Here is a 20,985-nt window from a genome sequence, read left to right as displayed (position 1 = left end):
CCCTCCAGTCAATCATCTTTGCCAGGTACAGCAGCGGATCTCGATGGATTTAGTCGAGAAACAATTTTTGCTGGAAATGACAGCGTGAAAATTGTTCTGCCGCTCATCAGACTTTGCGCGCTCACCCGTCCCCCATGCGCTGACATGATGGATCGCACAATCGCCAAGCCAAGACCTGCGCCACCGTCAAGACGGGCTCGGGCAGAGTCAACCCGGTAAAAGCGGTCGAAAATGTGTTGCAAATGATCCGGGGCGATACCATCCCCTTCATTGACTACAGCCAATGTGGTGCTCTCATTTTCAACAGTTATCAACAAGTCGACTTTGGAATTGGCTTGCGCATGACGAATCGCGTTGGACACGAGATTTGTAATTGCGCGCTGCACCAACAGGCGGTCGCCCAAGACAGTCGCTGCGCCTGTGACTTCAACCGTCAATCCTCGCTCTTCCGCAATCAGCGATAAATACTCCGCGACCTGCTGGGCCTCTCTGGCCAGTTCGACCGGCTCACATTTGAGAATATTCTCGTTGTGGTCTGCGCTGGCGATGAAAAGCATGTCGGAAATTAAGCGGGACAGGCGTTCGAGTTCTTCGACATTGCCTTCCAGTACCTCTCGCAGGTCAGCAACCGTGCGAATTTGACAAAGCGCAACCTGCGTTCTCCCCAAAAGCGTTGCAACGGGGGTGCGCATTTCATGGGCGAGCTCACCCGAAAACTCCTGCAGTCTTTTATAACCGTCATCAATGCGCTCCAGCATGCTATTGAACTCCTCCGCAAGCTCATAGAGCTCCGTTGGCAATCCCGAAGAAGACACCCTGCGGCTGAGGGACTGAGTTCCGATGGATGCGGCCAATCGATGGAATCGTCGCAGTGGAGCCAAACTGGTGCGCGCAATGAGCCAGGCGCCAAGTGCCACGATGAGCAACAGTATTGGCAACGCAACCAATGTGGTACGGATGAAGCCACTCAGCAGCTTGCGGTCATGGCGCCGGTCCAAAGATAGGTAATAACGCACCGCTTTACCACTGACGACCGGACCGATGCCTCGAATGGCATTGAGTTGGTCACCGTTGGGCATCCTCCACACTTCAATGGACGCATTGATAACCGCACTGGCGTCCAGCGCAGACACTGATTGCGTTGCGATTTCGGAAAAGCTCGTCACCCATTGACCACTGGCTGGGTCAGTCAAGGCCAAATGCAGGTCATCATGGCCAATCATCAGATCCCCAAACCTGTGCTGGTTCTGAAGAATTGCTTCAGGTGTTGGCATTTCAGACAATATATGCAGCAGCAGGTTGCGCTTTCCCTTGAGCTCTTCGGCTGCACGTGCATCGAGCTGTTGTGACAGGGCATAAAAACCGACCACAATGGCCCCGCCCGTGACGATGAGGCCGAAGAATGCGCTGGTGGCCGCGATTCGTGCCGCCAGTGACTTCTGAGACCAGAAGCTGAGTAGCGCGCGTTGCGTCACACCGGATTCCGGCGTTCGAGAACGTAACCTACGCCGCGCACCGTGTGAATCAGCTTTACGTCAAAAGGATCGTCGATCTTGGCGCGTAGCCGTCTGATCGCCACTTCGACAACATTGGTGTCCGAATCAAAATGGATGTCCCATACAAGCGACGCAATCTGTGTCCTGGAAAGCACCTCACCCGTCTTCTGGGCCAGAAGGGTCAGCAAGGCGAACTCTTTGGCGGAAAGGTCGATCCGCTGGCCTGCCCGGGTTGCCCGGTGACGCACTGGATCTATCTCAAGATCGGCTGCCCGTAAAACGGGATCACTTGTAACTGGCTGGCCGCGTTTGAGCAGTGCGCGCACCCTTGCCAACAGCTCAGGAAACTGAAAGGGCTTGACCAGGTAATCATCAGCGCCCAAGTCAAAGCCGCGCACCTTGTCGTCGGTCTTGCCGCGGGCGGTGAGCATCAAAACGGGTACTTGCTTGGAGGTGCGCAGCGCTGACAGCACGGCAAATCCGTCAATGCCTGGCAGCATGATGTCCAGAATCACCAACACATGATCGCCGTTGGCAGCCGCGTGAAGGCCGTCCGTTCCGTTGTGGGCAACCTCAACGGCGTAGCCACTTTCCGTCAGGCCCTGGCGCAAATACTCTGCGGCCCTGGGCTCGTCCTCAATCACCAAAATCTTCAAAATGGGCTCCCGTCGTACATAACGTATTCGTAATCTGCAGGTCAGCATGGTGTTGCCGTCTGGCTTCTACATTGGGAACCGTGATGCAGCAGTTGCATCCGGGTTGTTCCAAAGCGCGGGACAGCTCAAATGATATTAAAGGACTTTAACCATGTTATTTCGCAAGACCGTATTTGCCCTGACCCTTGTTGGTGCAGCCATTCCCGCCGCATTTGCCAGCAGCGACGCCATTGGGCTTGGCAGCGACAAAGGCTTTGTGGCTTATCCCGGCACCAGCAACAGCACCAAAAACCGCGCTGATGTCCAACAAGAGTTGGCGGCCTTCGGCAAGAACCCCGTCACTGCAGACGGCGTCAAGATCGTCAATACGGACAAAGGATATATCAGTCCTCAGCACAGTTACGCGTTTCAGGGTGGCACCCTTGTCCATACGGACAGCATTGCACATGAAACCCCCAAGCCCAGCCTGGCGATGACGGATGCAGATAAGCGCCTGCAGTTTGAACTGTACCGTCGATAAACACCACTTGCCCATTGATAAACCACACGTAGGAGTTTTATGAAGACAAAAATCAATGCTTTGCTGGCCGCTGCAGCCCTGTTTGCGGGGAGTTCCGGGCTGGCAATGGCGGCTTCTGACGCGCAGACTGCGCCCTTGAGCGCAACTGCAACGCCTGCCGCTTCAACAATGCTGACGTCCGGAGAGGTGCGCAAGATCGACACCGAGCAGGGCAAACTCACCATCAAGCACGAGGCAATCGAAAACCTTCAAATGCCCGGCATGACCATGGTGTTCAAGGCGACTGATCCTGCCATACTTCAGAAATTGAAGGTCGGAGACAAGATCAAGTTCGCGGCCGATAAAGCCGATGGCTCTATTGTTGTAACCAATATCAAATTTGCAAAGTAACTTTCAGTCGGCAAGGACTGGCTCTAAATGGCATCCGACAAGGTCATTGAACGCGGCTTCAAGGTTCTGAAGTCCGTTGAGATTGGCCCGGTCTGTTACCGCTCGCCCGAGCGGGCACTGCAATCTTTAAAACGTCTCTAGCATCGCTGCATGGCCATCAAAAGTGATGCCGCCGCTGTCGGGCGTGTCGTGGATGACTGCCGAGTTGCGAGGTGTTCAAGGCGCTGAAGGTCAAAACACCCGGTCATACGCAACAACTGTGTCTCATGCAGGAGCGCGTTTGTAACTCAGACGCAATGAAATCATAGACTTGCGTTAGTAACTCTAGAACTCGGGCTGTCCATCACCAAGGCCATATTGGAAGCGTACAGTGACAGCGCATCGGTCACGTCCACCGAACAAATCCCAACTTCTTTTGGTGCCTCCAACCTGAAGCAGGTGTGTTCGGTTCTCCAAGGAATCCCGCTACGCCTGTTTGTCGCCCAGAAAAACGGCCTGACGCGCCTTACAACCCCTGCAACAGCCGCAACACCTGATCGGCGCTGATGTCATTCAGGCAGCGCGTATGCCCCAGCGGGCATTCGCGCGCAAAGCACGGCGCGCAGTCCAGCGGTGGCTGGTAGGCGGGGTCGGTCTTGAGCCAGAGCACGGTGGCCCGGTCATTGAGCGGGGGGGTATGCAGCGGGCTGGATGAGCCAAAAATCGCCACTTGGGGCACGCCCAAGGCGGCGGCCACATGCATCAGGCCGGAGTCGTTGCTGACGGTGCTGCGGCTGCTGGCGATCAGGCTCAGGGCCTCGGGCAGCGAAGTTTTGCCGGCCAGGTTCAGGCATTTGCCGGCTTGCGCCGCATTGGCCGGCGCGGCAATCTCGTCGCACAGCGCGGCTTCCTTGCCCGAGCCGAGCAGCACCACCGGCAAATCCAGCCGGGCGGCCAGTTCTGAAAAATGCGCGGCGGGCCAGCGCTTGGCCGGGCCGTATTCGGCGCCGGGTGCAAACACGACAAAGCCGCCCGGCTGCAAACCCAGGCGCTGCAAGGTTTGCCCGGCGGCGGCGGGGTCCACCTGCAACTGCGGCCGGTCGCCTTCCAGGCCGGTTTCACCGCTCAGGGCCGAATAAAACGCCACCATGGGCGGCTTGTTTTTCGGATTTTTCAGCCGGTGCGTGAGCAGGCCGACGCGCGCCTCGCCCAGATAGCCAATGCGCTGCGCAATGCCGGCCAGCAAGGGCAGCAGCGCGCTTTTGAGCGAATTGGGCAGCACGTAGGCTTTGTCAAACTGGCCTTGCATGGCCTTGGCCAGGGTGCGCCGCGCCTTGAACTGCAGGCCGCCATGGGCGAACGGAAATTCAATGACCTCGGCCACCTGCGGCATGGCGCGGTACACCGGCGCCACCCAGGGCAAGGCACCCACGGTGAGGCGCTCGCCGCGCGCGTGCAGCCGGCGCAGCAGCGGCTCGGTCATGACCGCGTCGCCAATCCACTGCGGCGCGATGATGAGGGCGTTGGTCATTTATGGTTTAGCGCCGCGCAACAGCAGAGCGTGGGGGCTCAATGCCCGCCGCCGAAGTGCTCACCGGCTTTGAGCTGGTACACCGTGCCGCAATACGGGCATTTTCCCTGGCCGGTACGGGCCACGTCCAGGTAAACCTTGGGGTGGCTGTTCCAGACCTTCATGTCGGCCGTGGGGCTGGGGCAATACACGCCGCCCTGGGCGTTGAGGTCGGAGGCCAGCAACTCGACAACGGATGATTTCGTCATGATGAAGCCTTTCAGACTTTGCTGAGCCAGGAGGCGTACTTGGGGTTGCGGCCATTGACGATGTCAAAAAACGCAGCCTGGATTTTCTCGGTGATGGGGCCGCGTGAGCCGCTGCCAATTTCAATGCGGTCGAGCTCGCGGATGGGCGTGACTTCAGCCGCCGTGCCCGAGAAGAAGGCTTCATCGGCGATGTAGATTTCGTCGCGGGTGATGGATTTTTCCTTCAGTTCCAGGCCCAGGTCCTGGCAGATGGCAAAAATCGTGTTGCGCGTGATGCCGTTGAGCGCACCGGCGCTGGAGTCGGGGGTGTAGACCACGCCCTTGCGCACGATGAACAGGTTTTCGCCCGCGCCTTCGGAGGCAAAGCCCTGCGGGTCCAGCAGCAGCGCTTCGTCGTAGCCCTCGTCGGTGGCTTCCATGTTGGCCAGGATGGAGTTGGTGTAGTTGCTCACCGCCTTGGCGTGGATCATGGTGATGTTGACGTGGTGGCGCGTAAAACTGCTGGTCTTGACGCGAATGCCGCGCTTCATGCCTTCTTCACCGAGGTAGGCGCCCCAGGTCCAGGCGGCGACCATCAGGTGAATCTTGTTGCCCTTGGGGCTGACGCCGAGCTTTTCAGAGCCAATCCAGGTCAGCGGGCGGATGTAGCCGCTTTCCAGCTTGTTCTCGCGCACCACGGCAAGCTGCGCGTCCATGACTTCTTGCGGCGTGAACGGGATCTTCATGCGCAGGATCTTGGCGCTGTTGAACAGGCGCTCGGTGTGCTCTTCGAGCCGGAAAATCGCGGTGCCGCCGTCGGGCATCTTGTAAGCGCGCACGCCCTCAAAGGCGCCGCAGCCGTAGTGCAGGGTGTGCGTCAGCACATGGATTTTGGCGTCGCGCCACTCGACCATCTGGCCGTCCATCCAGATTTTGCCGTCGCGGTCTTCCATGGAGGGTGCTACTGGGGACATGGTGCTGATCCTGTGAGTGTGGGGTGGAAAGTGGGGTCTTCGGTCCAGCGGCTGCGGCCCAAGCCGCGCGCTGCTGCAAAACCCGAAACGCCGATTTTACGGGGCGGGCGGCGGCGTTTCCTGCGTCGGCCTGAAAAGCGCATGCTGCACCAGCTTGCCGCCGTCAAAGGTGCAGGTGACGTGCGATTCGGTGCCGTCGGTCCAGCGGTAGACCTCGGGCTGGATGTCCTTGGGGCTTTGCAGCGCGCCCAGGCTTTTGGTCATGGCCACCACATGCAGCAGCGTCATGCCGGGCTTGAGCTTGGCGTTGAGCATGACGGCGCTGTCGACATAGCCGATGGGCCGGTTGGCAGCGCGTTTGAGGACCTGGACCATGCGGTTGAAATGCAGCAGCGCCCACATGACCAGTACCGTCACGGCGGCTGCCACGCCGGCCCAGCCGTAAAACCAGTAGGCCAGCACAAGCGCGGCAACGCCAGCGGCGGGAACGAGTATTTTCTGATAGTTCATGGCGGTATTTTCGCAGCCGCGGCGCGGCGCCGGCGCTGTGGAGAGTGCGTACGGATTGGCGGGCCGATTTGTACGGAATTTTTCAAGCTTTTTGCGGGCCGGGCACCTCAATCGAGCCGGCGCACGAGTTCCATGGCTTCCTCGATCCGCTCCACGGGATGGATGGTCAGTCCTTCAAAGGCCTTGTCGTTCTTTTTGGGCGCGTTGGCCTTGGGCACCACGGCCACGCTGAAGCCCAGTTTGGCGGCTTCCTTCAGGCGCTCCTGGCCGCGCGGCGCGGGCCGCACTTCGCCGGCCAGCCCGACTTCGCCAAAGGCGATGAAGCCCTTGGGCAGCGCCTTGCCGCGCAGGCTGGAAGTGATCGCCAACATCACGGCCAGGTCAGCCGCCGGCTCGCTGATGCGCACGCCGCCCACGGCGTTCACAAACACGTCCTGGTCCATGCAGGCGACGCCCGCGTGGCGGTGCAGCACGGCCAGCAGCATGGCCAGCCGGTCGCGGTCCAGCCCCACGCTGAGACGGCGCGGGTTGGGACCGCCGCTGTCGACCAGCGCCTGGATCTCGACCAGCAGCGGCCGCGTGCCTTCGAGCGTGACCATCACGCAGCTGCCGGGCACGGGCTCGCTGTGCTGGCTCAGGAAGATGGCGCTCGGGTTGCTGACGCCCTTCAGGCCTTTTTCGGTCATGGCGAACACGCCGATCTCGTTGACTGCGCCAAAGCGGTTCTTGATGGCCCGCACCAGCCGGAAACTCGAATGCGTGTCGCCTTCAAAGTACAGCACGGTGTCGACCATGTGCTCCAGCACGCGCGGGCCGGCCAGCGCGCCTTCCTTGGTCACATGGCCCACCAGCACGATGCACACGCCGCTGGACTTGGCAGCGCGCGTCAGGTGGGCGGCGCATTCGCGCACCTGCGCCACCGAGCCCGGCGCCGAGGTGAGCAGGCTGGAATACACGGTCTGGATCGAGTCGATCACCGCCACGGCGGGCTGGGTGGCGTCCAGCGTGGCCAGGATCTTGTCGAGCTGGATTTCAGCCATCACCTTGACCTGGGAGCCGTCCAGCCCGAGCCGGCGCGCGCGCAGCGCGACCTGCGCGCCGCTTTCCTCGCCGGTGACATACAGCGTGTTCAGCCCGGCGCGCTGCAGCGAATCAAGCGCCTGCAGCAGCAGCGTGGATTTTCCAATGCCGGGGTCGCCGCCAATCAGGATCACGCCGCCTTCGACAATGCCGCCACCCAGCACGCGGTCCAGTTCGTCGTGGCCGGTGGGGGTGCGCGCCATGTCGGTGGCATCAATGTCGGCCAGCGCAATCACGTCGGAGGCCTTGGCCAGCCCCTGGTGCGGCGTGCTGTAGCGGTTTTTGCCGGCGGCGCTTTCCGCGACCGACTCGATCAGCGTGTTCCAGGCGTCGCAACTGGGGCATTTGCCCAGCCACTTGGGGCTGGTTCCGCCGCACTCGGTGCAGGTGTAAATCGTTTTTTCTTTGGCCATGCGGCTAGTGTAGGGACCGCGCGGTAGCATGCGGGGACCTCTTCAACTTCGCGACAGGACGACCCATGCAGACCTCCATCAATCCGTTTAAACAAGCGCTGGCCGAACGGCGCCCCCAAATCGGCCTGTGGCTGGGCCTGGCCGACGCCTACAGCGCAGAAATCTGCGCGGGCGCAGGCTTTGACTGGCTGCTGATCGACGGCGAGCATTCGCCCAACGACCTGCGCAGCATCATGGGCCAGCTTCAGGCTATCTCGCCGTATGCATCGCACCCGATCGCCCGGATCCCCGTCGGCCAGGGCCACATCGGCACCACGCTGGTCAAGCAATACCTGGACCTGGGCGTGCAGACCCTGCTGGTGCCCATGGTGGACACACCCGAGCAGGCCGCCGACCTGGTGCGCGCGATGCGCTACCCGCCACAGGGCATTCGCGGCATGGCCGGTGCGCGCGCCTCCGGCTGGGGCCGCAACGCGTCTTATGTGCATGAAGCCAACGGACAGGTCTGCCTGCTGGTGCAGGCCGAAACCGAGTTGTCGCTGCGTCATCTGGACGCGATTGCCGCGGTGGACGGCGTGGACGGCGTGTTCATCGGTCCGGCCGACCTGTCGGCGTCGATGGGCCATGTGGGCAACCCCGGCCACCCAGCGGTGCAGGCGGCGATCACGGATGCGATCGCGCGCATCGTGAAGGCCGGCAAGGCCGCAGGCATCCTGACGCCCGACGAGGCGCTGGCCCGCCACTACCTCGCGCTGGGCGCCACCTTTGTCGCCGTGGGCCTGGACACCAACCTGCTGGCGCACACCACCAGCGCACTGGCGGCGAAGTTCAAAAGCACGGTGGCGGCAACGCCCGCGAGCCAGACCTACTGAGGCGCTTGCATGCCGCTGCGGCTGTGTGGCTTCGGCCAGGGCTGAGGACGCGGATTACGCGGCATCGCGCAGCAGCACGGCCTGGCTGTAACGCAGGAACTCGTCCAGATGCTTTTCAATGATGGCAACCAGAATGGGCAGTTGCAGGCTCTGGTAGTCATGCACTGCAATATTGCGAAATCCGACCATGCGCTTGAGGCCGTCGGCCAGCGCCGCATCCACCCAGCCAGCTTGCGCCAGCAGCGCGAACACGTCGCGGGCGCTTTGCGGCACGCCCAGCTTGTCCCGGCGTATCAAATGCTGGCCCATGTCCAGCGCCGCTTCGCAGGCCCGCTGGATATTCAGGATGGCGGCGTCCTGGCGCGTGAAGTCGGTTGCAAACGTGGCCGGGCCGCGGTCATACTCCTCGCGCGCCCGCTTGACGCAGCGCTCAATGGTGGCGGCCTTGTTGATCAGCACATCATCGGCCATAGACCGTTCCCCTTTTTTGAATGTCGTCGAGCAGGCCGGCACGGGCGGTATCCAGCGCGGTTTTATCGCTCAGGATGGCCGCCTCATACAGGGCCGCCTGCGCATCCCTGGCCCACCAGCGCTGGCCGGTGGTAATGACCTGGTGCTGCATCACGGTAGAGGCAGCGCGCAAATCAAGCAAATCCACCGGGCAGCCCGCCAAATCAGCCAGGTCGCCGGACAGCTCCCACAGCACAAGGGGATCGGCGTAACCGGCTACCAGCACGGCCAGATCAAGATCGCTGTCCGGCCCCGCCGTGCCCTGAATGCGGCTGCCAAACGCGTAGACGGCCAGCAGGTTCGGCACACGGCAGCGCAGCGTTTGAAGAATCGCTTCGCGGTTCATGCAAGGGCTTTGGCAATCGGCATCACGGGCATAGTCATCGGGTGTTCCTGTTGTTCAGGGCGTATTAAACCAAGCAATCTTTGAAACTTGGCCGTCGTTTGAATCCTGAGTGGCGGTGTACAGCTTTCAGAAAATGTATTCCCAAAACACCTCATTGCCGTCTCCGGCAACACAAATGAGCCATCGTTCAACGTTCAACGGGATGGAGCAGCGGATTTCAATCCGCCACCACCGGCACGCGCGGGGCCACCGCGCACATCAGTTCATAACCCACCGTGTCGGCGGCCTGCGCCACCTCGTCAATCGGCAGCACGGCGCCTTTAGGTCCCCGGCCCCACAGCGTGACCTCGCTGCCCATGCCGGCGGCGGGCACCGGCGTGAGGTCCACGGTGATCATGTCCATGCTCACGCGGCCCACCATGCGGCATCGCACGCCGCCCACCAGCACCGGCGTGCCCGTGGGGCAGTGGCGCGGATACCCGTCGGCGTAGCCGCAGGCCACCACGCCGATGCGCATGGGCCCGTCCGCCGTAAAGCTGGAGCCGTAGCCGACCGTGTCGCCCGCCGCCAGTTGCTGCAGGCCGATGATCCGGGAGGACAGCGTCATCGTCGGCTGCAGGCCCCAGTCGGCGGCACTGCGCGCGGGCGCGTCCGGCGCGCTGCCGTACAGCACGATGCCAGGCCGTATCCAGTCGGAGCAGCCGGCCAGCACGCCCGCGTGGCGCAAGATGGCGGCGCTGTTGCTGAGCGTGCGCTCGCCGGGCAGGTCGTGGGTGACGGCGTCAAAAGCCTGGAGCTGCGCCGTGATGCCCCTGGGGCCGTCGGCATCGGGGAAATGCTGCATCAGCGAAATCTCCTCGACCTGCGGCAAGGCGTTCAACCGGATCCAGGCGGCGCGAAAGCGCTCGGGCTTGAAACCCAGGCGGTTCATGCCGGTGTTCATTTTCAGAAACACACGGTGCGGCAACTGCGTCTTGTGGGCGGCCAGCATGTCGATCTGCTCGTTGCAATGAATGGTATGCCACAGGCCCAGGCGGGAACACAGCTCCAGGTCGCGCGCGTCAAAGCAGCCTTCGAGCAGCAATATCGGGCCACGCCAGTCCAGCGCACGCAAACGCTGAGCCTCGGCCAGGTCGAGCAGGGCAAAGCCGTCGGCGCTGCGCAGCGCGTCAAAAACGCGCTCGATGCCGTGGCCGTAGGCGTTGGCCTTGACGACGGCCCAGACCCGCGCGTCGGGGGCGGCGGTGCGGACGCGCGCGAGGTTGTGGCTCAGCGCTGCGGTGTGGATGGTGGCAAGAATAGGACGGGGCATGGCGCTAACGGGGGTCAATCTGTAAGGTGGGCCGGGGCGGCAAAGCGGCGATTCAAGGGCTATGCCGATTCTGACACCAGCCCCCATGCTATAACCCAGCATTGTTTGGAGACATTCACCCTTATCGTGCAGCATCAGATCCACTGATGCGCCCTCTGCAGTGATCAATACAGATTAATGAAGCGCGGTTTTTACACCATCATGGCGGCCCAGTTTTTCAGCTCTCTGGCTGATAACGCGCTATTTGTCACGGCCGTTGAACTACTCAGAACCAGCGGCGCGCCCAAGTGGCAGCCGGCGGCGCTGGTGCCCATGTTCGCGCTTTTTTACGTGGTGCTGGCGCCGTTCGTGGGCGCTTACGCCGATGCCCGGCCCAAGGGCGAAGTCATGTTCATGAGCAACGCGATCAAGGTCGTGGGCTGCCTGATGATGCTGTTTGGCTCGCACCCCTTGCTGGCGTACGCCATTGTCGGCCTGGGCGCTGCCGCCTATTCGCCCGCCAAGTACGGCATCCTGACCGAACTGCTGCCGGCCTCGCAACTGGTCAAGGCCAATGGCTGGATTGAAGGCCTGACGATTTCCTCCATCATCCTGGGGGTGCTGCTGGGCGGCCAGCTGGTGGGCCATGCCGTGTCTGGCTGGCTGCTGTCGATTGACCTTCCCCTGGTGAGTACCGGCATCGACACCCCTCCCGAGGCGGCGATCGCGTTGCTTATCCTGCTCTACGCCGTTGCCGCGTGGTTCAACACGCGCATTCCTGTCACCGGCGTGGAAATGCGGCCCATGCCGCGCAACAAGCTGGCGCTGCTGCCCGATTTCTGGGCCTGCAATTCGGCGCTGTGGCGCGACAAGCTGGGCCAGATCTCGCTGGCCACCACCACGCTGTTCTGGGGCGTGTCGGGCAACCTGCGCTACATCGTGCTGGCCTGGAGCGCGGCCGCCCTGGGCTACAGCACCACGCAGGCCTCGTCGCTGGTCGGCGTGGTGGCCATTGGCACCGCGGTGGGCGCGGTGCTGGCCTCCATGCGCATGCGGCTGGACCAGGCCACCAGCGTCATGCCGCTGGGCATTGCCATGGGCGTGCTGGTGGTGCTGATGAATTTCATCAGCAACGTCTGGGTGGCCGCGCCCTTCCTGATTTGCCTGGGCGGCCTGGGCGGCTTCCTGGTGGTGCCCATGAATGCACTGCTGCAGCACCGGGGCCACAACCTGATGGGCGCGGGGCGCTCGATTGCGGTGCAAAACTTCAACGAGCAGGCCTGCATTCTGGCGCTGGGCGCGGGCTACAGCCTGTCCACCGGGCTGGGCCTGTCGGCCTTCGGCGCCATCACGATCTTTGGCCTGACGGTGGCCGGTTTCATGTGGCTGATCCAGCGCTGGCACAAGAGCAACAGCGTCAAATACAAAGACCAGCTGGACCACCTGATCAGCATCGCCCGCAGCGACAAATCGCACTGATGCAGCGGCTTGACGCCAGGCGCGCCAGCAGTTGGGCCGCCGCCGCGCTGGTGTTCAATGCCCTGGTCTGGGGCCTTTCCTGGTGGCCGCTTCGGCAATTGCAGGGCTACGGCCTGCACCCCCTCTGGACCACCGCACTGGTGTATCTGCTGGTCACGGCCGGCCTGCTGGCCGCGCACTTCAAGGCCTGGCGCGGCTTCGTGGCCTACCCGCAGTTGTGGTGGCTGGCGGTGGCGGCGGGCCTCACGAACGTGGGCTTCAACTGGGCGGTCACCGTGGGCGACGTGGTGCGTGTCGTGCTGCTGTTTTACCTGATGCCCGCCTGGTCAGTGCTGGTGGCGTGGGTGCTACTGGGCGAAAAGCCCACGGCCGCGTCGCTGCTGCGCCTGCTGCTGGCCATGGCGGGCGTGCTGATCGTGCTCAAAACCCCGAACTCGGCCTGGCCGGTACCGCAGGGCGGCGCCGACTGGCTGGCGCTGATGGGCGGCCTCAGTTTTGCCGTGACCAATGCCTTGCTGCGCAAATACGGCCAAGCCCCCAGCGGCTCGCGCATGCTGGCCATGTTTGGCGGCGGCGGGTTGATGGCCGCAGCCACCGCGCTGCTGGGCATGCAGCAGGCGCTGGTGCCCGCCCCCAGCCTGCAGGCCGCCGGCATCGTGGTGGCGCTGGCACTGGGCCTGGCCTTCATGGCCAGCAATGCGGCGCTGCAGTATGGCGCGGCGCGGCTGGCCGCCAGCACCACCGCCCTCGTGATGCTGACGGAAATCCTGTTTGCCAGCCTGTCAGCCGTCGCGCTGGACGCAGCCCAGTTCAGCCCGCGCATTGTGCTGGGCGGCAGCCTGATCGTGCTGGCGGCCCTGCTGGCCGCGATGGCACCGGCCAGCGAAAAATCGCACTGATACCCACCCCGCAACGATTCCCCCGGAGCCTTTTCATGCACCAGCCCACGGTTTACGACTTTGAGGTCCGCCAGATCGACGGGCAGGACCTGGCCCTGTCGGCCTTCAAAGGCAAGGTCATGCTGATCGTCAACACCGCCAGCCAGTGCGGCTTTACGCCGCAGTTTGCCGGCCTTGAAGCGCTGCATAAAACCTATGGCGGCCAAGGCCTGGTAGTACTGGGTTTTCCGTGCAATCAGTTCGGCGCGCAAGACCCCGGCAGCGACGCTGAAATTGCTTCATTCTGCCAGCTCAATTACGGCGTGGATTTTCCGATGATGTCCAAAATCGACGTCAACGGCCCGGCTGCGCATCCGCTTTATAAATGGCTCAGCGCCCAGGCACCCGGGCTGCTTGGCAGCAAGGCCATCAAATGGAACTTCACCAAGTTTTTGGTCGGCATGGACGGCCAGGTCATCAAACGTTATGCGCCACTAGACAAGCCGGCCGGCCTTGGCAAAGCCATTGAAGCCGCGCTGGCGGCCCCGCCAGCTTCTTTATTTTGATATCCCTCATCTACGCGCAGCGGCTGATGGATAAACTACAGTTTTAAAAGAGGAGCACCCCATGAAGATTCTTCTGGCCGTTGACGGCAGCGCATACACAAAAAAAATGCTGGCTTACCTGGCCACGCATGACGACCTGTTCAGTGCCAACAATGACTACACCGTGCTCACGGTCCAGTTGCCTTTGCCACCGCGCGCACGCGCCGCCGTAGGCAAGGAAATCGTGGACAGCTACTATGCCGACGAAGCCGAGAAGGTCATGGCTCCGGTGTCCAAGTTCCTGACGCGGCACGGCATCATTGCGAAAAGTGTCTTGAAGGTCGGGCCGGCGGGCGAAACCATCGCCAAGATGGCCGATGCAGGCAAGTTCGATCTGCTGGTGATGGGCTCGCACGGACACGGCGCGCTGGGCAACCTGGTGATGGGTTCGGTGGCCACCCAGGTGCTGGCCCACAGCAAGGTGCCGCTGCTGCTGGTCCGCTAAGGGCTATCGGCTCACCAGACCATCAAAACAGGTGCTCAGCACGAGCTCGACGATCTGCTCGTCGCCAAGCTGCTCGCCCATCTTGAGGAAGTCCAGCACCGGGTCGCAGGCCCGGGCATACAGGGTGTAGAGCACCGCAATGGCCGGCAGCTGCTGGTTGATCAGGCCCTGCGCCTGCGCCTGTTCGATCCAGGCACCCATCCTGTCGCTGGCCTCCATCAGTCCATCCATATACGCCTTGTTGTTCATCAGCGTCGCGCGCAGACTGGAGTTCTGGCTGGGCAGCGAGGGCATCTCACCGGCCAGCTGCAGCTGCATCATCCAGCGCACTACCGCCTTGAGCTGATCAAGCGGATGGGTATCGGGCAGGTTGGCCAAAAATGCACAGGCACGGTCCAGCACCTTGACCATGGCGGCGGCGGCCAGCGCTTCCTTGCTCGGAAAATGTTTATACAGGCTGGCCTTGGCAATCCCGACGTCGGCTGCGACCTCGTCCACAGTCATCAGGTCAAAGCCTTTTTCAGCCAGCAGGCGGCTGGCCGCCTGAACAATGGCGTCCTCCCTGACCTTGAGCATCTGCGTTTTGAACGACACCTTGGCTGGCGTAGCCTGGACCGGAGGGCTTGCAACTGTCAGGGGCTGGCGGCTGCTTGCGCGGGGAATGCGGTTTGAGGACATGGTGCTATTTTAGACAAAGCGCTGCCCTGACAGCCCAAAAAATGAACACGCATTTTCTTTTTTTAACCCTGTTGTGCAAGGCATTACCCTGCAGTATGACGCCCGGCCTTGTTTCTCACCGTCACATCGCTTCCCTGCCCAGCGTGAAGTAGAACGTGGCGCCCTGCCCCGGTGCCGACTCACCCCATATCTTGCCGCCGTGGCGCACAATAATCCGTTGCACCGTGGCCAGGCCTATGCCGGTGCCGGCAAATTCAGCCTGCGTGTGCAGGCGCTGAAAGGGACCAAACAGCTTTTCGGCGTGGGCCATGTCAAAGCCCGCGCCGTTGTCACGGACAAAGTTCACCATCTCGCCGGCGCTGCCGGTTTCCTGGCCAAAAACGATTTCTGGGCAAGCTTGGCCGGCGCTGAATTTCCAGGCATTGCCGAGCAAGTTGTCCAGCACCTGCTTGAGCAGCAGGGGGTCGCCATGCGCATGCACCCCGGCCTTGATCTGGAACTGGACCGCCCGGCTCGGCTCGCGCTCCTGGTAGCTGCTGGCCAAGGCCTGCGCCAGCGCGCTGAGGTCCACCGGCTCCCAGCGCAGAAGGGAACGCGACACCTGCGCCAGCGTCAGCATGGCCTCGATCAACTCGCCCATTTGCGCTGCGCCGGCGCGTATGCGCGCCAGGTAGTGACGGCTGCGCTCGCCCAGCGGCGCGCCGGCGGGCTGCGCCAGGCTCTTTTCAAGCAGGCCGCAGAATCCCGCGATGGTGTTCAACGGGCTGCGCAAGTCGTGGGAAACTGAATAGGAAAAGGTCTCCAGCTGCTGGTTGGCAAACAGCAGCTGGGCCGTGCGCTGCTGCACCCGCTCCTCAAGGCTGGCGTTGAGCTGCAGGATTTCCTCGCGGGCCCGCTTGCGCTCGCGGATGTCGGTGTTGATGGCCAGCACCCCGTTGATTTGGTCCTGGGCATCGCGCAGTATCGTCACCCGCGACTCCACATACACGCATGCGCCATCGCGGCTTTTCTGCTCGAGTTCACCATTCCAGTCCCCGTTGTTGGCCACCGCCTGCGCCACGGCCGCACCAAGCGCTTGAGGGTTCGGATACATGAACGCCTCCATGCTCTTGCCCAGCACCTCTTCGGCGGTCCAGCCGTAAAGGCGCTCTGCGCCCTTGTTCCAAAAACGCAGGGTTCTGTCGAGGTTGCGCACCATGATCGCGTCCTGCGCCCGGTCCAGCAGCGATGCTTGTTCGGAGACCTTGGCAACGGCCTGGCGCGCCGCCTCGTCGCTTTGCTGACGCGCCAGCCGGGCGCGCAAACTGCCGATGCCAAACGCCAGGTTGTCGGCAAGCTCCTGCATCAGCGCGACCTCCCCGGGGGTGAACTGCTGAACCTCGCCGGCGTACAGACACAGGACGCCAAAGGTTCGCTGTGCGTCGCGCAGGGGCAAACCGATGCAGCTGCGGTAGCCACACTGCATCGCAGCGTCGCGCCAGAAAAAACCCTTGTCCCGGCTGATGTCGCTGCGCTGCTGCGGCTGGCCGCTGCGAATCGCCTCGCCTGCCGGGCCCCTGCCGGTTGCATGATCCTCATTCCAGCTGATTTCGATGGATGCGAGATAGCCGCTTTCGTGGCCGGCGTGCGCCATCGGCTCAATGCTTTTCACCGCATCGTCCTGCGCGTAACCGACCCAGGCCATGCGGTAGTTGCCCGCATCGACCGCCACCCGGCACACCTCGGCCAGCAAGCGGGCTTCGTCATCGATCTGCTTGATGGCCATGCTGGAACGGCTCAGCATCTGAAGCGCCCGGTTGGTGCTCGCCAGCGCCAGGTCAGCCAGCTTGCGCTCGGTAATGTCGCGCGCCGTGCCGACCACGCGCTCCAGCACACCGGCGGCGCCAAATACCGGGTAGGCGCATTCGCGTATCCAGCGCGTCTGGCCCGCCGTGGAAACAATGCGGTACTCGATGTCGGACCGTTCGCCCGCATGGTTGCGCTGCGCGGCCTCTTTCAGCAAAGGCTGGTCCTCGGCGACCACGCTGGCGCTGTAAGACGCCGGGTCGGCATACAGACTCTCACAGCTGCGACCGCAAATTTGCGCGTAGCCCGGGCTGATGTACAGCACACGGCCGTTAGCCGCGTCGATGTTGTAGAACACGTCTTCGATGTTTTCAGCGAGTTCACGAAAGCGCGCCTCGCTGCTAACCAGCGCCTCCTCTTGGGCTAGCGCAAAACTTTCGGCAGCCTTTCGCTCGGTGATGTCGCTGAACACTGTCACGCCGCCAACCCGCTGCCGGTCCGCATCAAACAGCGGCCGCGCGCTGATGCTCAACACCCGGTCCGGGGCGCCGGCCCTGCGGAGCAGCAATTGCCTGTTGTCGGTCCGTGCGCCACGCAGAGCCTGCATCAAGGGTCCGTCAGCGCGTTCGAGGGTCGCGCCGTCCAGCGTCAGCAGGTCGTTGTCACGGCGGCAATCTTCAATCGATGCGCCGATCTCGGGCGCGTTAAAAAGCCTGTGTGCTTCGGTGTTGAACAGCAACACACGGCTTGCGGCGTCGACGGCGATCACGCCTTCGCTCATGCTGTTGAGGATCAGGTCGATCATCGCACGCTCCTCATGCGCATCGCGCAGCGCCGCATCCCGCTCGTTTTGCCGCGCCTGAAGGGATTCGGCCATGCGGTTAAAAGACCGGCCGATCTCGCCAAGTTCACCCTGGAACAAGGGGCCGATTTTGACCCGCGCGCCCAGGTTGCCCTGCCCGACCTCGTTGGCCTCCTTCAGAATCGCCCGCGCAGGATTGACGATCAGGCGCCGGCCCAGCCACCATGCGCAGGCCACGCCAAATGCGCTCATGGCCAGCAGCGCCAGCAGCTCCCGGCCCAAAAATGCACGCGGGCCCGCCATGATGAGGTCACGCGGCACGCTGATCGCCACGAACAGGCCGTCACCTGCGGGGCCGCCCAGCGGTGCAAAGGCGTACACCCGCGCCAGGCCGGCCGGATCCATGGCCTCGCGCACACCCGTCAGCCGGGCCCGGGCGGCGTCCCGCACCACAGTGTCCTGCTCCTGGGCGCCTTGCACGCCAAGTATGGCCGGGTGAATGGCCAGGATAGTGCCGCGCCGGTCAATCAAGCGGAGCTGGGCGCCTTCAAGCACCTCGCTTTCGGCCAGGGTGCGGGCCACTTCGGCGATGTCTACGGCGGCAAACGCGACGCCATTGAAAATACCTTCGCGGCTCATGACCGGCACACCGAAAGCGATACCGGGGCGTCCGCTGGAGCGCGACACCTCGAAGTCGCCGACCGCGATTTTCTGGCCCGCCATGACCTTTTTGAAAAAGGCCCGGTCGCCCAAGTCAATGCTGTTGCCGGAATCGCGCGCATGGCAGGAGATTTTTCCGTCCAGGCCAACCACCCCGAGATTGGAATAGCCCGCATCCTGCGCCTGCAGGTTCTGGAGGTATTGCACGCACAGGCGGTTTCGCGTGTCCTTGATGGACGGGCCGCTGGCCATATCCCCGAGCAACTGGGCCACCCGGTCAAACAGGCGCTGGTGGTTCGCCGCTGCCAGCAACGCCTGGGACTGCAGGCTGGCATGGGCCAGCGCCACGGCCGTTTTCTCGTTTTTGGCGGCCGAACAGGCAAACAGGGCAAATACCGGAACCAGCGCAATCAGCCCCAGCAACACCAGTCGTGAACGAAGTCCCAGCCAACTCGACATCCCGGCCACCTTGTCTTTCCCACCGTCATGCGGTGCCATACCCCCTGCGAACCGCGAACAAACGGGGGTAGCTGATAAAGACGATCAGACCACAAGCAGCCGGAGCTTACTGCTTTCGCTGCACAAACAGGTTGCGCTTGGCGTCTTCGGGATAGGCAAAGGTGATGGCACCGTTTTTCACCATGCCCATCACCAGCATGTTTTGCGTGACGGCGTCCTTGTCCTGCGCGCTGAAAGGCTGCTCGTAGGTTGCCACCACGCCGTAATAGGTGCGTTTGATGTTTTCAAGCGCGGTCTTGACGGCCGGCCCCGTGAGCTTGCCGTCACGGATGCCAAACAGGGAATAGGTCAGGATATACACGGCGTCATAGCCTTGCGCTGCCGCCATGGGCACCGGAATTCTATTGACCTTGAACTTGCGCGCGTAGCTGGTCAGAAAAGAAGACCGGCGCTCGTTGCTGGGCTCGGCAATAAAGGTTTGCGCCATCAGCGCGCCCTCGCCCGCCTCCTTGGCGCCATCAATGAAGAAAGGAAACGACAGCGGCCAGGCCCCCACCTGCGGCACGTTCCACTTGAGCGCCTGGCGGCTGCGCGCCACCACGGCGCTCTCGGGTCCCACCGCATAGCTGAACACCACGTTGGCGCCCGCTTCCCTGGCGGCCTTCAACTCTTCGCTGAGGTCTTTCACCCCCAGCCCAAAACGCGCCACGTAGACCGGTTTCAGCTTTTTCGCGGCCAGTGCGCTTTCGACATCCTTCAGGCCGGCTTCACCGTAGCCGGTGGTGTCGGCAAATACCGCCACCTTGTTCCAGCCGCGCTTGAGAATGTCGTCCACCACAAACGGCGCCTGTATCCCGTCTTTGGCCGATGTGCGGAAGATGTAGCTGTCAGGACCCGGATAGCGGGTGGTCAGCGGTGAGCCGGTGGCGCATGGAATGATCAGCGGCAGCGTGTTGCGCTGAAACACCTCCAGCGATTTGTCGGCCACGCCGGTGTTGCAAAACCCGATGGTCGCAATGACTTTTTCGGCCACCAGCTCCTGGGAGCGCTTGAGCCCCACGGCAGGGTTGCCTTCGTCGTCCTTGCGCACGATTTCAATCTTTTGGCCCAGATAACCACCGCCCGCATTGATCTCGTCGACGGCCTGCTGAATGCCGTTGAGCATGGGCACGCCGAAGTCGGCGGAGGGGCCGGTAAACGGACCGATGATGCCAATCTTGACGGTGTTGCCGGCATCGGCCTTCGGTCCCGGCGCTGCAGGCGCCGTCTGGGCGTGCACGGCAAACATCAAACTGGAACCGGCCGCAATGGCTGCAGCCCCACTCCATCGTACCCAACGTGTTGTCTCAAGCATAGCTTTATGTCCTTTTGAACATGAGTATAAACAGCCGCCTGCCCGGCAGAAACCAGGCTTACCCTGTAAAGACCCGCCCGCCGGTCATGACACCAGCGACTGCGCAGAAGACTGCTTCAGGGCCGCCGTCAGCGCATCCAGCACCTCGGAGGACAGATTCCAGCAGTGCCAGTACAGCTGGATGGGCAGGCTGCATGCCGGCGCCACATTGACCAGCAGGCCCTGGTCCAGCAAGCCTTGCACCAGCAGGCGCGGCACCACGCTGACGCCCCAGCCTGCCAGCACGGCGCGCACCTGGCCTTCCGACGAAGGCACGAACAGCTGCCTGAGCGTGACCCGCGCCAAGCCAAAGGCCTGGCCGACAAACTCGCGTTGCATGTCGTCCTTGCGGTTGAAGGCGACAAAGGACAGGTCGCGAAAATTGTGCGCGGTCAGCAGCGCCGCCCCGCCCGGGGTACTGCCAGCCAGCCGCTCCCGCGCAAACGCCGGGGTGGCCACGGCCACGTAGTCCATGGCGCCCAGCGGCACCACCTTGCAGCCGCGCAGCGCCTGCTTGAGCGTGGTGACGCAGCCCAGCACATGGCCTTCGCGCAGCCATTCCTGGGTGAAGTCCTGGTCGTCGGTGATGATTTCCATGGGCAGGCCCTGCTGCGCCAGCTCGGTCAGCGCCGGCAACGCCCAGGTGGCAATGCTGTCGGCGTTGATGGCAATGGAAATGCGCTCTTCCTCGCGCGCGCCGCGCAGCGAACTCGGCGCCAGCTCTTGCAGGTCGCGCGCCAGGTCGGCGCGCAACAGGCGCAGCATCTTGGTGTGCTTGAGCAGCAGCTGGCCGGCCGCCGTGGCCTTGAGCGGACGGCTGCGCACAATCAGCACCGTGCCCACCTGCGCCTCAAGCGCCCGCAGACGCTGCGACACCGCCGACTGCGTGATCGACAGGCGCTGCGCCGCCCGCTCGAAGCCGCCCTCTTCCACAATGGCGGCCAGGCACTCCAGCGCGTCGGGGTCAAAGGTGCTCATGGGAAACGTCCTTGTATTAGCTGCTCTG

The 20,985-nt window shown here is 62.8% G+C and carries 21 protein-coding genes; 7 read left to right on the top strand and 14 right to left on the bottom strand.

Features of this window, described 5'->3' with window-relative positions:
* Positions 1–8 precede the first annotated feature (8 nt).
* Both IV091_RS10755 and IV091_RS10750 read right to left on the bottom strand, forming a co-directional pair.
* Positions 9–1,475: a heavy metal sensor histidine kinase gene (locus tag IV091_RS10755; protein WP_293468503.1), complete on the bottom strand. Its 1,467-nt coding sequence runs from the start codon at positions 1,473–1,475 to the stop codon at positions 9–11.
* Positions 1,472–2,152 (bottom strand): heavy metal response regulator transcription factor, encoded by a 681-nt coding sequence (locus IV091_RS10750; protein WP_293468501.1) that lies wholly within the window; start codon positions 2,150–2,152, stop codon positions 1,472–1,474. The genes IV091_RS10755 and IV091_RS10750 overlap by 4 nt, the downstream gene beginning before the upstream one ends.
* 151 nt (positions 2,153–2,303) lie before the next feature.
* On the opposite strand from IV091_RS10750, the gene IV091_RS10745 reads away from it, so the two are divergent.
* Positions 2,304–2,672, top strand: a complete 369-nt coding sequence (locus tag IV091_RS10745; protein ID WP_293468499.1) for a DUF4148 domain-containing protein — start codon at positions 2,304–2,306, stop codon at positions 2,670–2,672.
* Positions 2,673–2,711: 39 nt separating this feature from the next.
* Entirely contained in the window at positions 2,712–3,062 is a 351-nt protein-coding gene (locus tag IV091_RS10740; protein ID WP_293468497.1) for a copper-binding protein, read from the top strand.
* Between the two features lie 505 nt (positions 3,063–3,567).
* Here IV091_RS10740 and waaF read toward each other — a convergent pair.
* From waaF to radA, 5 genes are all read right to left on the bottom strand, one after another.
* Entirely contained in the window at positions 3,568–4,572 is a 1,005-nt protein-coding gene (gene waaF / locus IV091_RS10735) for a lipopolysaccharide heptosyltransferase II (protein ID WP_293468495.1), read from the bottom strand.
* Positions 4,573–4,610: 38 nt separating this feature from the next.
* Positions 4,611–4,820 carry a zinc-finger domain-containing protein gene (locus IV091_RS10730; protein WP_293468493.1) on the bottom strand — a complete coding sequence of 70 codons (210 nt, stop codon included), beginning with the start codon at positions 4,818–4,820 and terminating at the stop codon, positions 4,611–4,613.
* An 11-nt stretch (positions 4,821–4,831) separates the two neighbouring features.
* Positions 4,832–5,773 (bottom strand): branched-chain amino acid transaminase, encoded by a 942-nt coding sequence (locus IV091_RS10725; RefSeq protein WP_293468491.1) that lies wholly within the window; start codon positions 5,771–5,773, stop codon positions 4,832–4,834.
* A 96-nt stretch (positions 5,774–5,869) separates the two neighbouring features.
* The gene (locus tag IV091_RS10720) at positions 5,870–6,283 is read right to left on the bottom strand and encodes a glycerate kinase (protein WP_293468489.1); all 414 of its coding nucleotides are present in this window, start codon (positions 6,281–6,283) and stop codon (positions 5,870–5,872) included.
* A 107-nt stretch (positions 6,284–6,390) separates the two neighbouring features.
* Positions 6,391–7,776 (bottom strand): DNA repair protein RadA, encoded by a 1,386-nt coding sequence (gene radA, locus IV091_RS10715; protein ID WP_293468487.1) that lies wholly within the window; start codon positions 7,774–7,776, stop codon positions 6,391–6,393.
* A 65-nt stretch (positions 7,777–7,841) separates the two neighbouring features.
* Between radA and hpaI the strand changes: the two genes are divergently transcribed.
* A complete protein-coding gene (gene hpaI / locus IV091_RS10710; protein ID WP_293468485.1) occupies positions 7,842–8,648 on the top strand; it encodes a 4-hydroxy-2-oxoheptanedioate aldolase in 807 nt (268 codons plus the stop codon).
* Between the two features lie 54 nt (positions 8,649–8,702).
* Here the strand turns inward: hpaI and IV091_RS10705 are convergent, their stop codons facing one another.
* From IV091_RS10705 to alr, 3 genes are all read right to left on the bottom strand, one after another.
* On the bottom strand, positions 8,703–9,119 hold the full coding sequence (locus IV091_RS10705) for a DUF86 domain-containing protein (RefSeq protein ID WP_293468483.1): 417 nt from the start codon (positions 9,117–9,119) through the stop codon (positions 8,703–8,705).
* Positions 9,109–9,504, bottom strand: a complete 396-nt coding sequence (locus IV091_RS10700) for a nucleotidyltransferase family protein (protein WP_293468481.1) — start codon at positions 9,502–9,504, stop codon at positions 9,109–9,111. Before IV091_RS10700 ends, IV091_RS10705 begins: the two co-directional genes overlap by 11 nt.
* 217 nt (positions 9,505–9,721) lie before the next feature.
* Positions 9,722–10,816: an alanine racemase gene (gene alr / locus IV091_RS10695; RefSeq protein WP_293468479.1), complete on the bottom strand. Its 1,095-nt coding sequence runs from the start codon at positions 10,814–10,816 to the stop codon at positions 9,722–9,724.
* Between the two features lie 177 nt (positions 10,817–10,993).
* Between alr and lplT the strand changes: the two genes are divergently transcribed.
* The 4 genes from lplT (at position 10,994) to IV091_RS10675 (ending at position 14,202) form a co-directional block, all read left to right on the top strand.
* Positions 10,994–12,274, top strand: a complete 1,281-nt coding sequence (lplT, locus tag IV091_RS10690; protein WP_293468477.1) for a lysophospholipid transporter LplT — start codon at positions 10,994–10,996, stop codon at positions 12,272–12,274.
* Positions 12,274–13,173: a DMT family transporter gene (locus IV091_RS10685; RefSeq protein ID WP_293468475.1), complete on the top strand. Its 900-nt coding sequence runs from the start codon at positions 12,274–12,276 to the stop codon at positions 13,171–13,173. Before lplT ends, IV091_RS10685 begins: the two co-directional genes overlap by 1 nt.
* A 35-nt stretch (positions 13,174–13,208) precedes the next feature.
* On the top strand, positions 13,209–13,718 hold the full coding sequence (locus IV091_RS10680; protein WP_293468473.1) for a glutathione peroxidase: 510 nt from the start codon (positions 13,209–13,211) through the stop codon (positions 13,716–13,718).
* Positions 13,719–13,779: 61 nt separating this feature from the next.
* Positions 13,780–14,202: a universal stress protein gene (locus IV091_RS10675; protein WP_293468471.1), complete on the top strand. Its 423-nt coding sequence runs from the start codon at positions 13,780–13,782 to the stop codon at positions 14,200–14,202.
* A gap of 3 nt (positions 14,203–14,205) precedes the next feature.
* On the opposite strand, the gene IV091_RS10670 is transcribed toward IV091_RS10675, so the two are convergent.
* The 4 genes from IV091_RS10670 to IV091_RS10655 form a co-directional block, all read right to left on the bottom strand.
* Complete coding sequence (locus IV091_RS10670) at positions 14,206–14,778, bottom strand: helix-turn-helix domain-containing protein (RefSeq protein ID WP_293468579.1); 573 nt, start codon at positions 14,776–14,778, stop codon at positions 14,206–14,208.
* A gap of 223 nt (positions 14,779–15,001) precedes the next feature.
* The gene (locus IV091_RS10665; RefSeq protein ID WP_293468469.1) at positions 15,002–18,586 is read right to left on the bottom strand and encodes a PAS domain S-box protein; all 3,585 of its coding nucleotides are present in this window, start codon (positions 18,584–18,586) and stop codon (positions 15,002–15,004) included.
* A 106-nt stretch (positions 18,587–18,692) separates the two neighbouring features.
* Positions 18,693–19,874 (bottom strand): ABC transporter substrate-binding protein, encoded by a 1,182-nt coding sequence (locus IV091_RS10660; RefSeq protein WP_293468577.1) that lies wholly within the window; start codon positions 19,872–19,874, stop codon positions 18,693–18,695.
* Positions 19,875–20,024: 150 nt separating this feature from the next.
* On the bottom strand, positions 20,025–20,957 hold the full coding sequence (locus IV091_RS10655) for a LysR family transcriptional regulator ArgP (RefSeq protein ID WP_293468467.1): 933 nt from the start codon (positions 20,955–20,957) through the stop codon (positions 20,025–20,027).
* Between the last annotated feature and the right edge of the window lie 28 nt (positions 20,958–20,985).

The organism is Polaromonas sp., from assembly GCF_018780625.1.
In the GTDB taxonomy this organism is placed as follows: domain Bacteria; phylum Pseudomonadota; class Gammaproteobacteria; order Burkholderiales; family Burkholderiaceae_C; genus Polaromonas.
The sequence above is the reverse complement of the archived record's forward strand: the minus strand, read 5'-3'. Positions and strand labels throughout refer to the sequence as shown.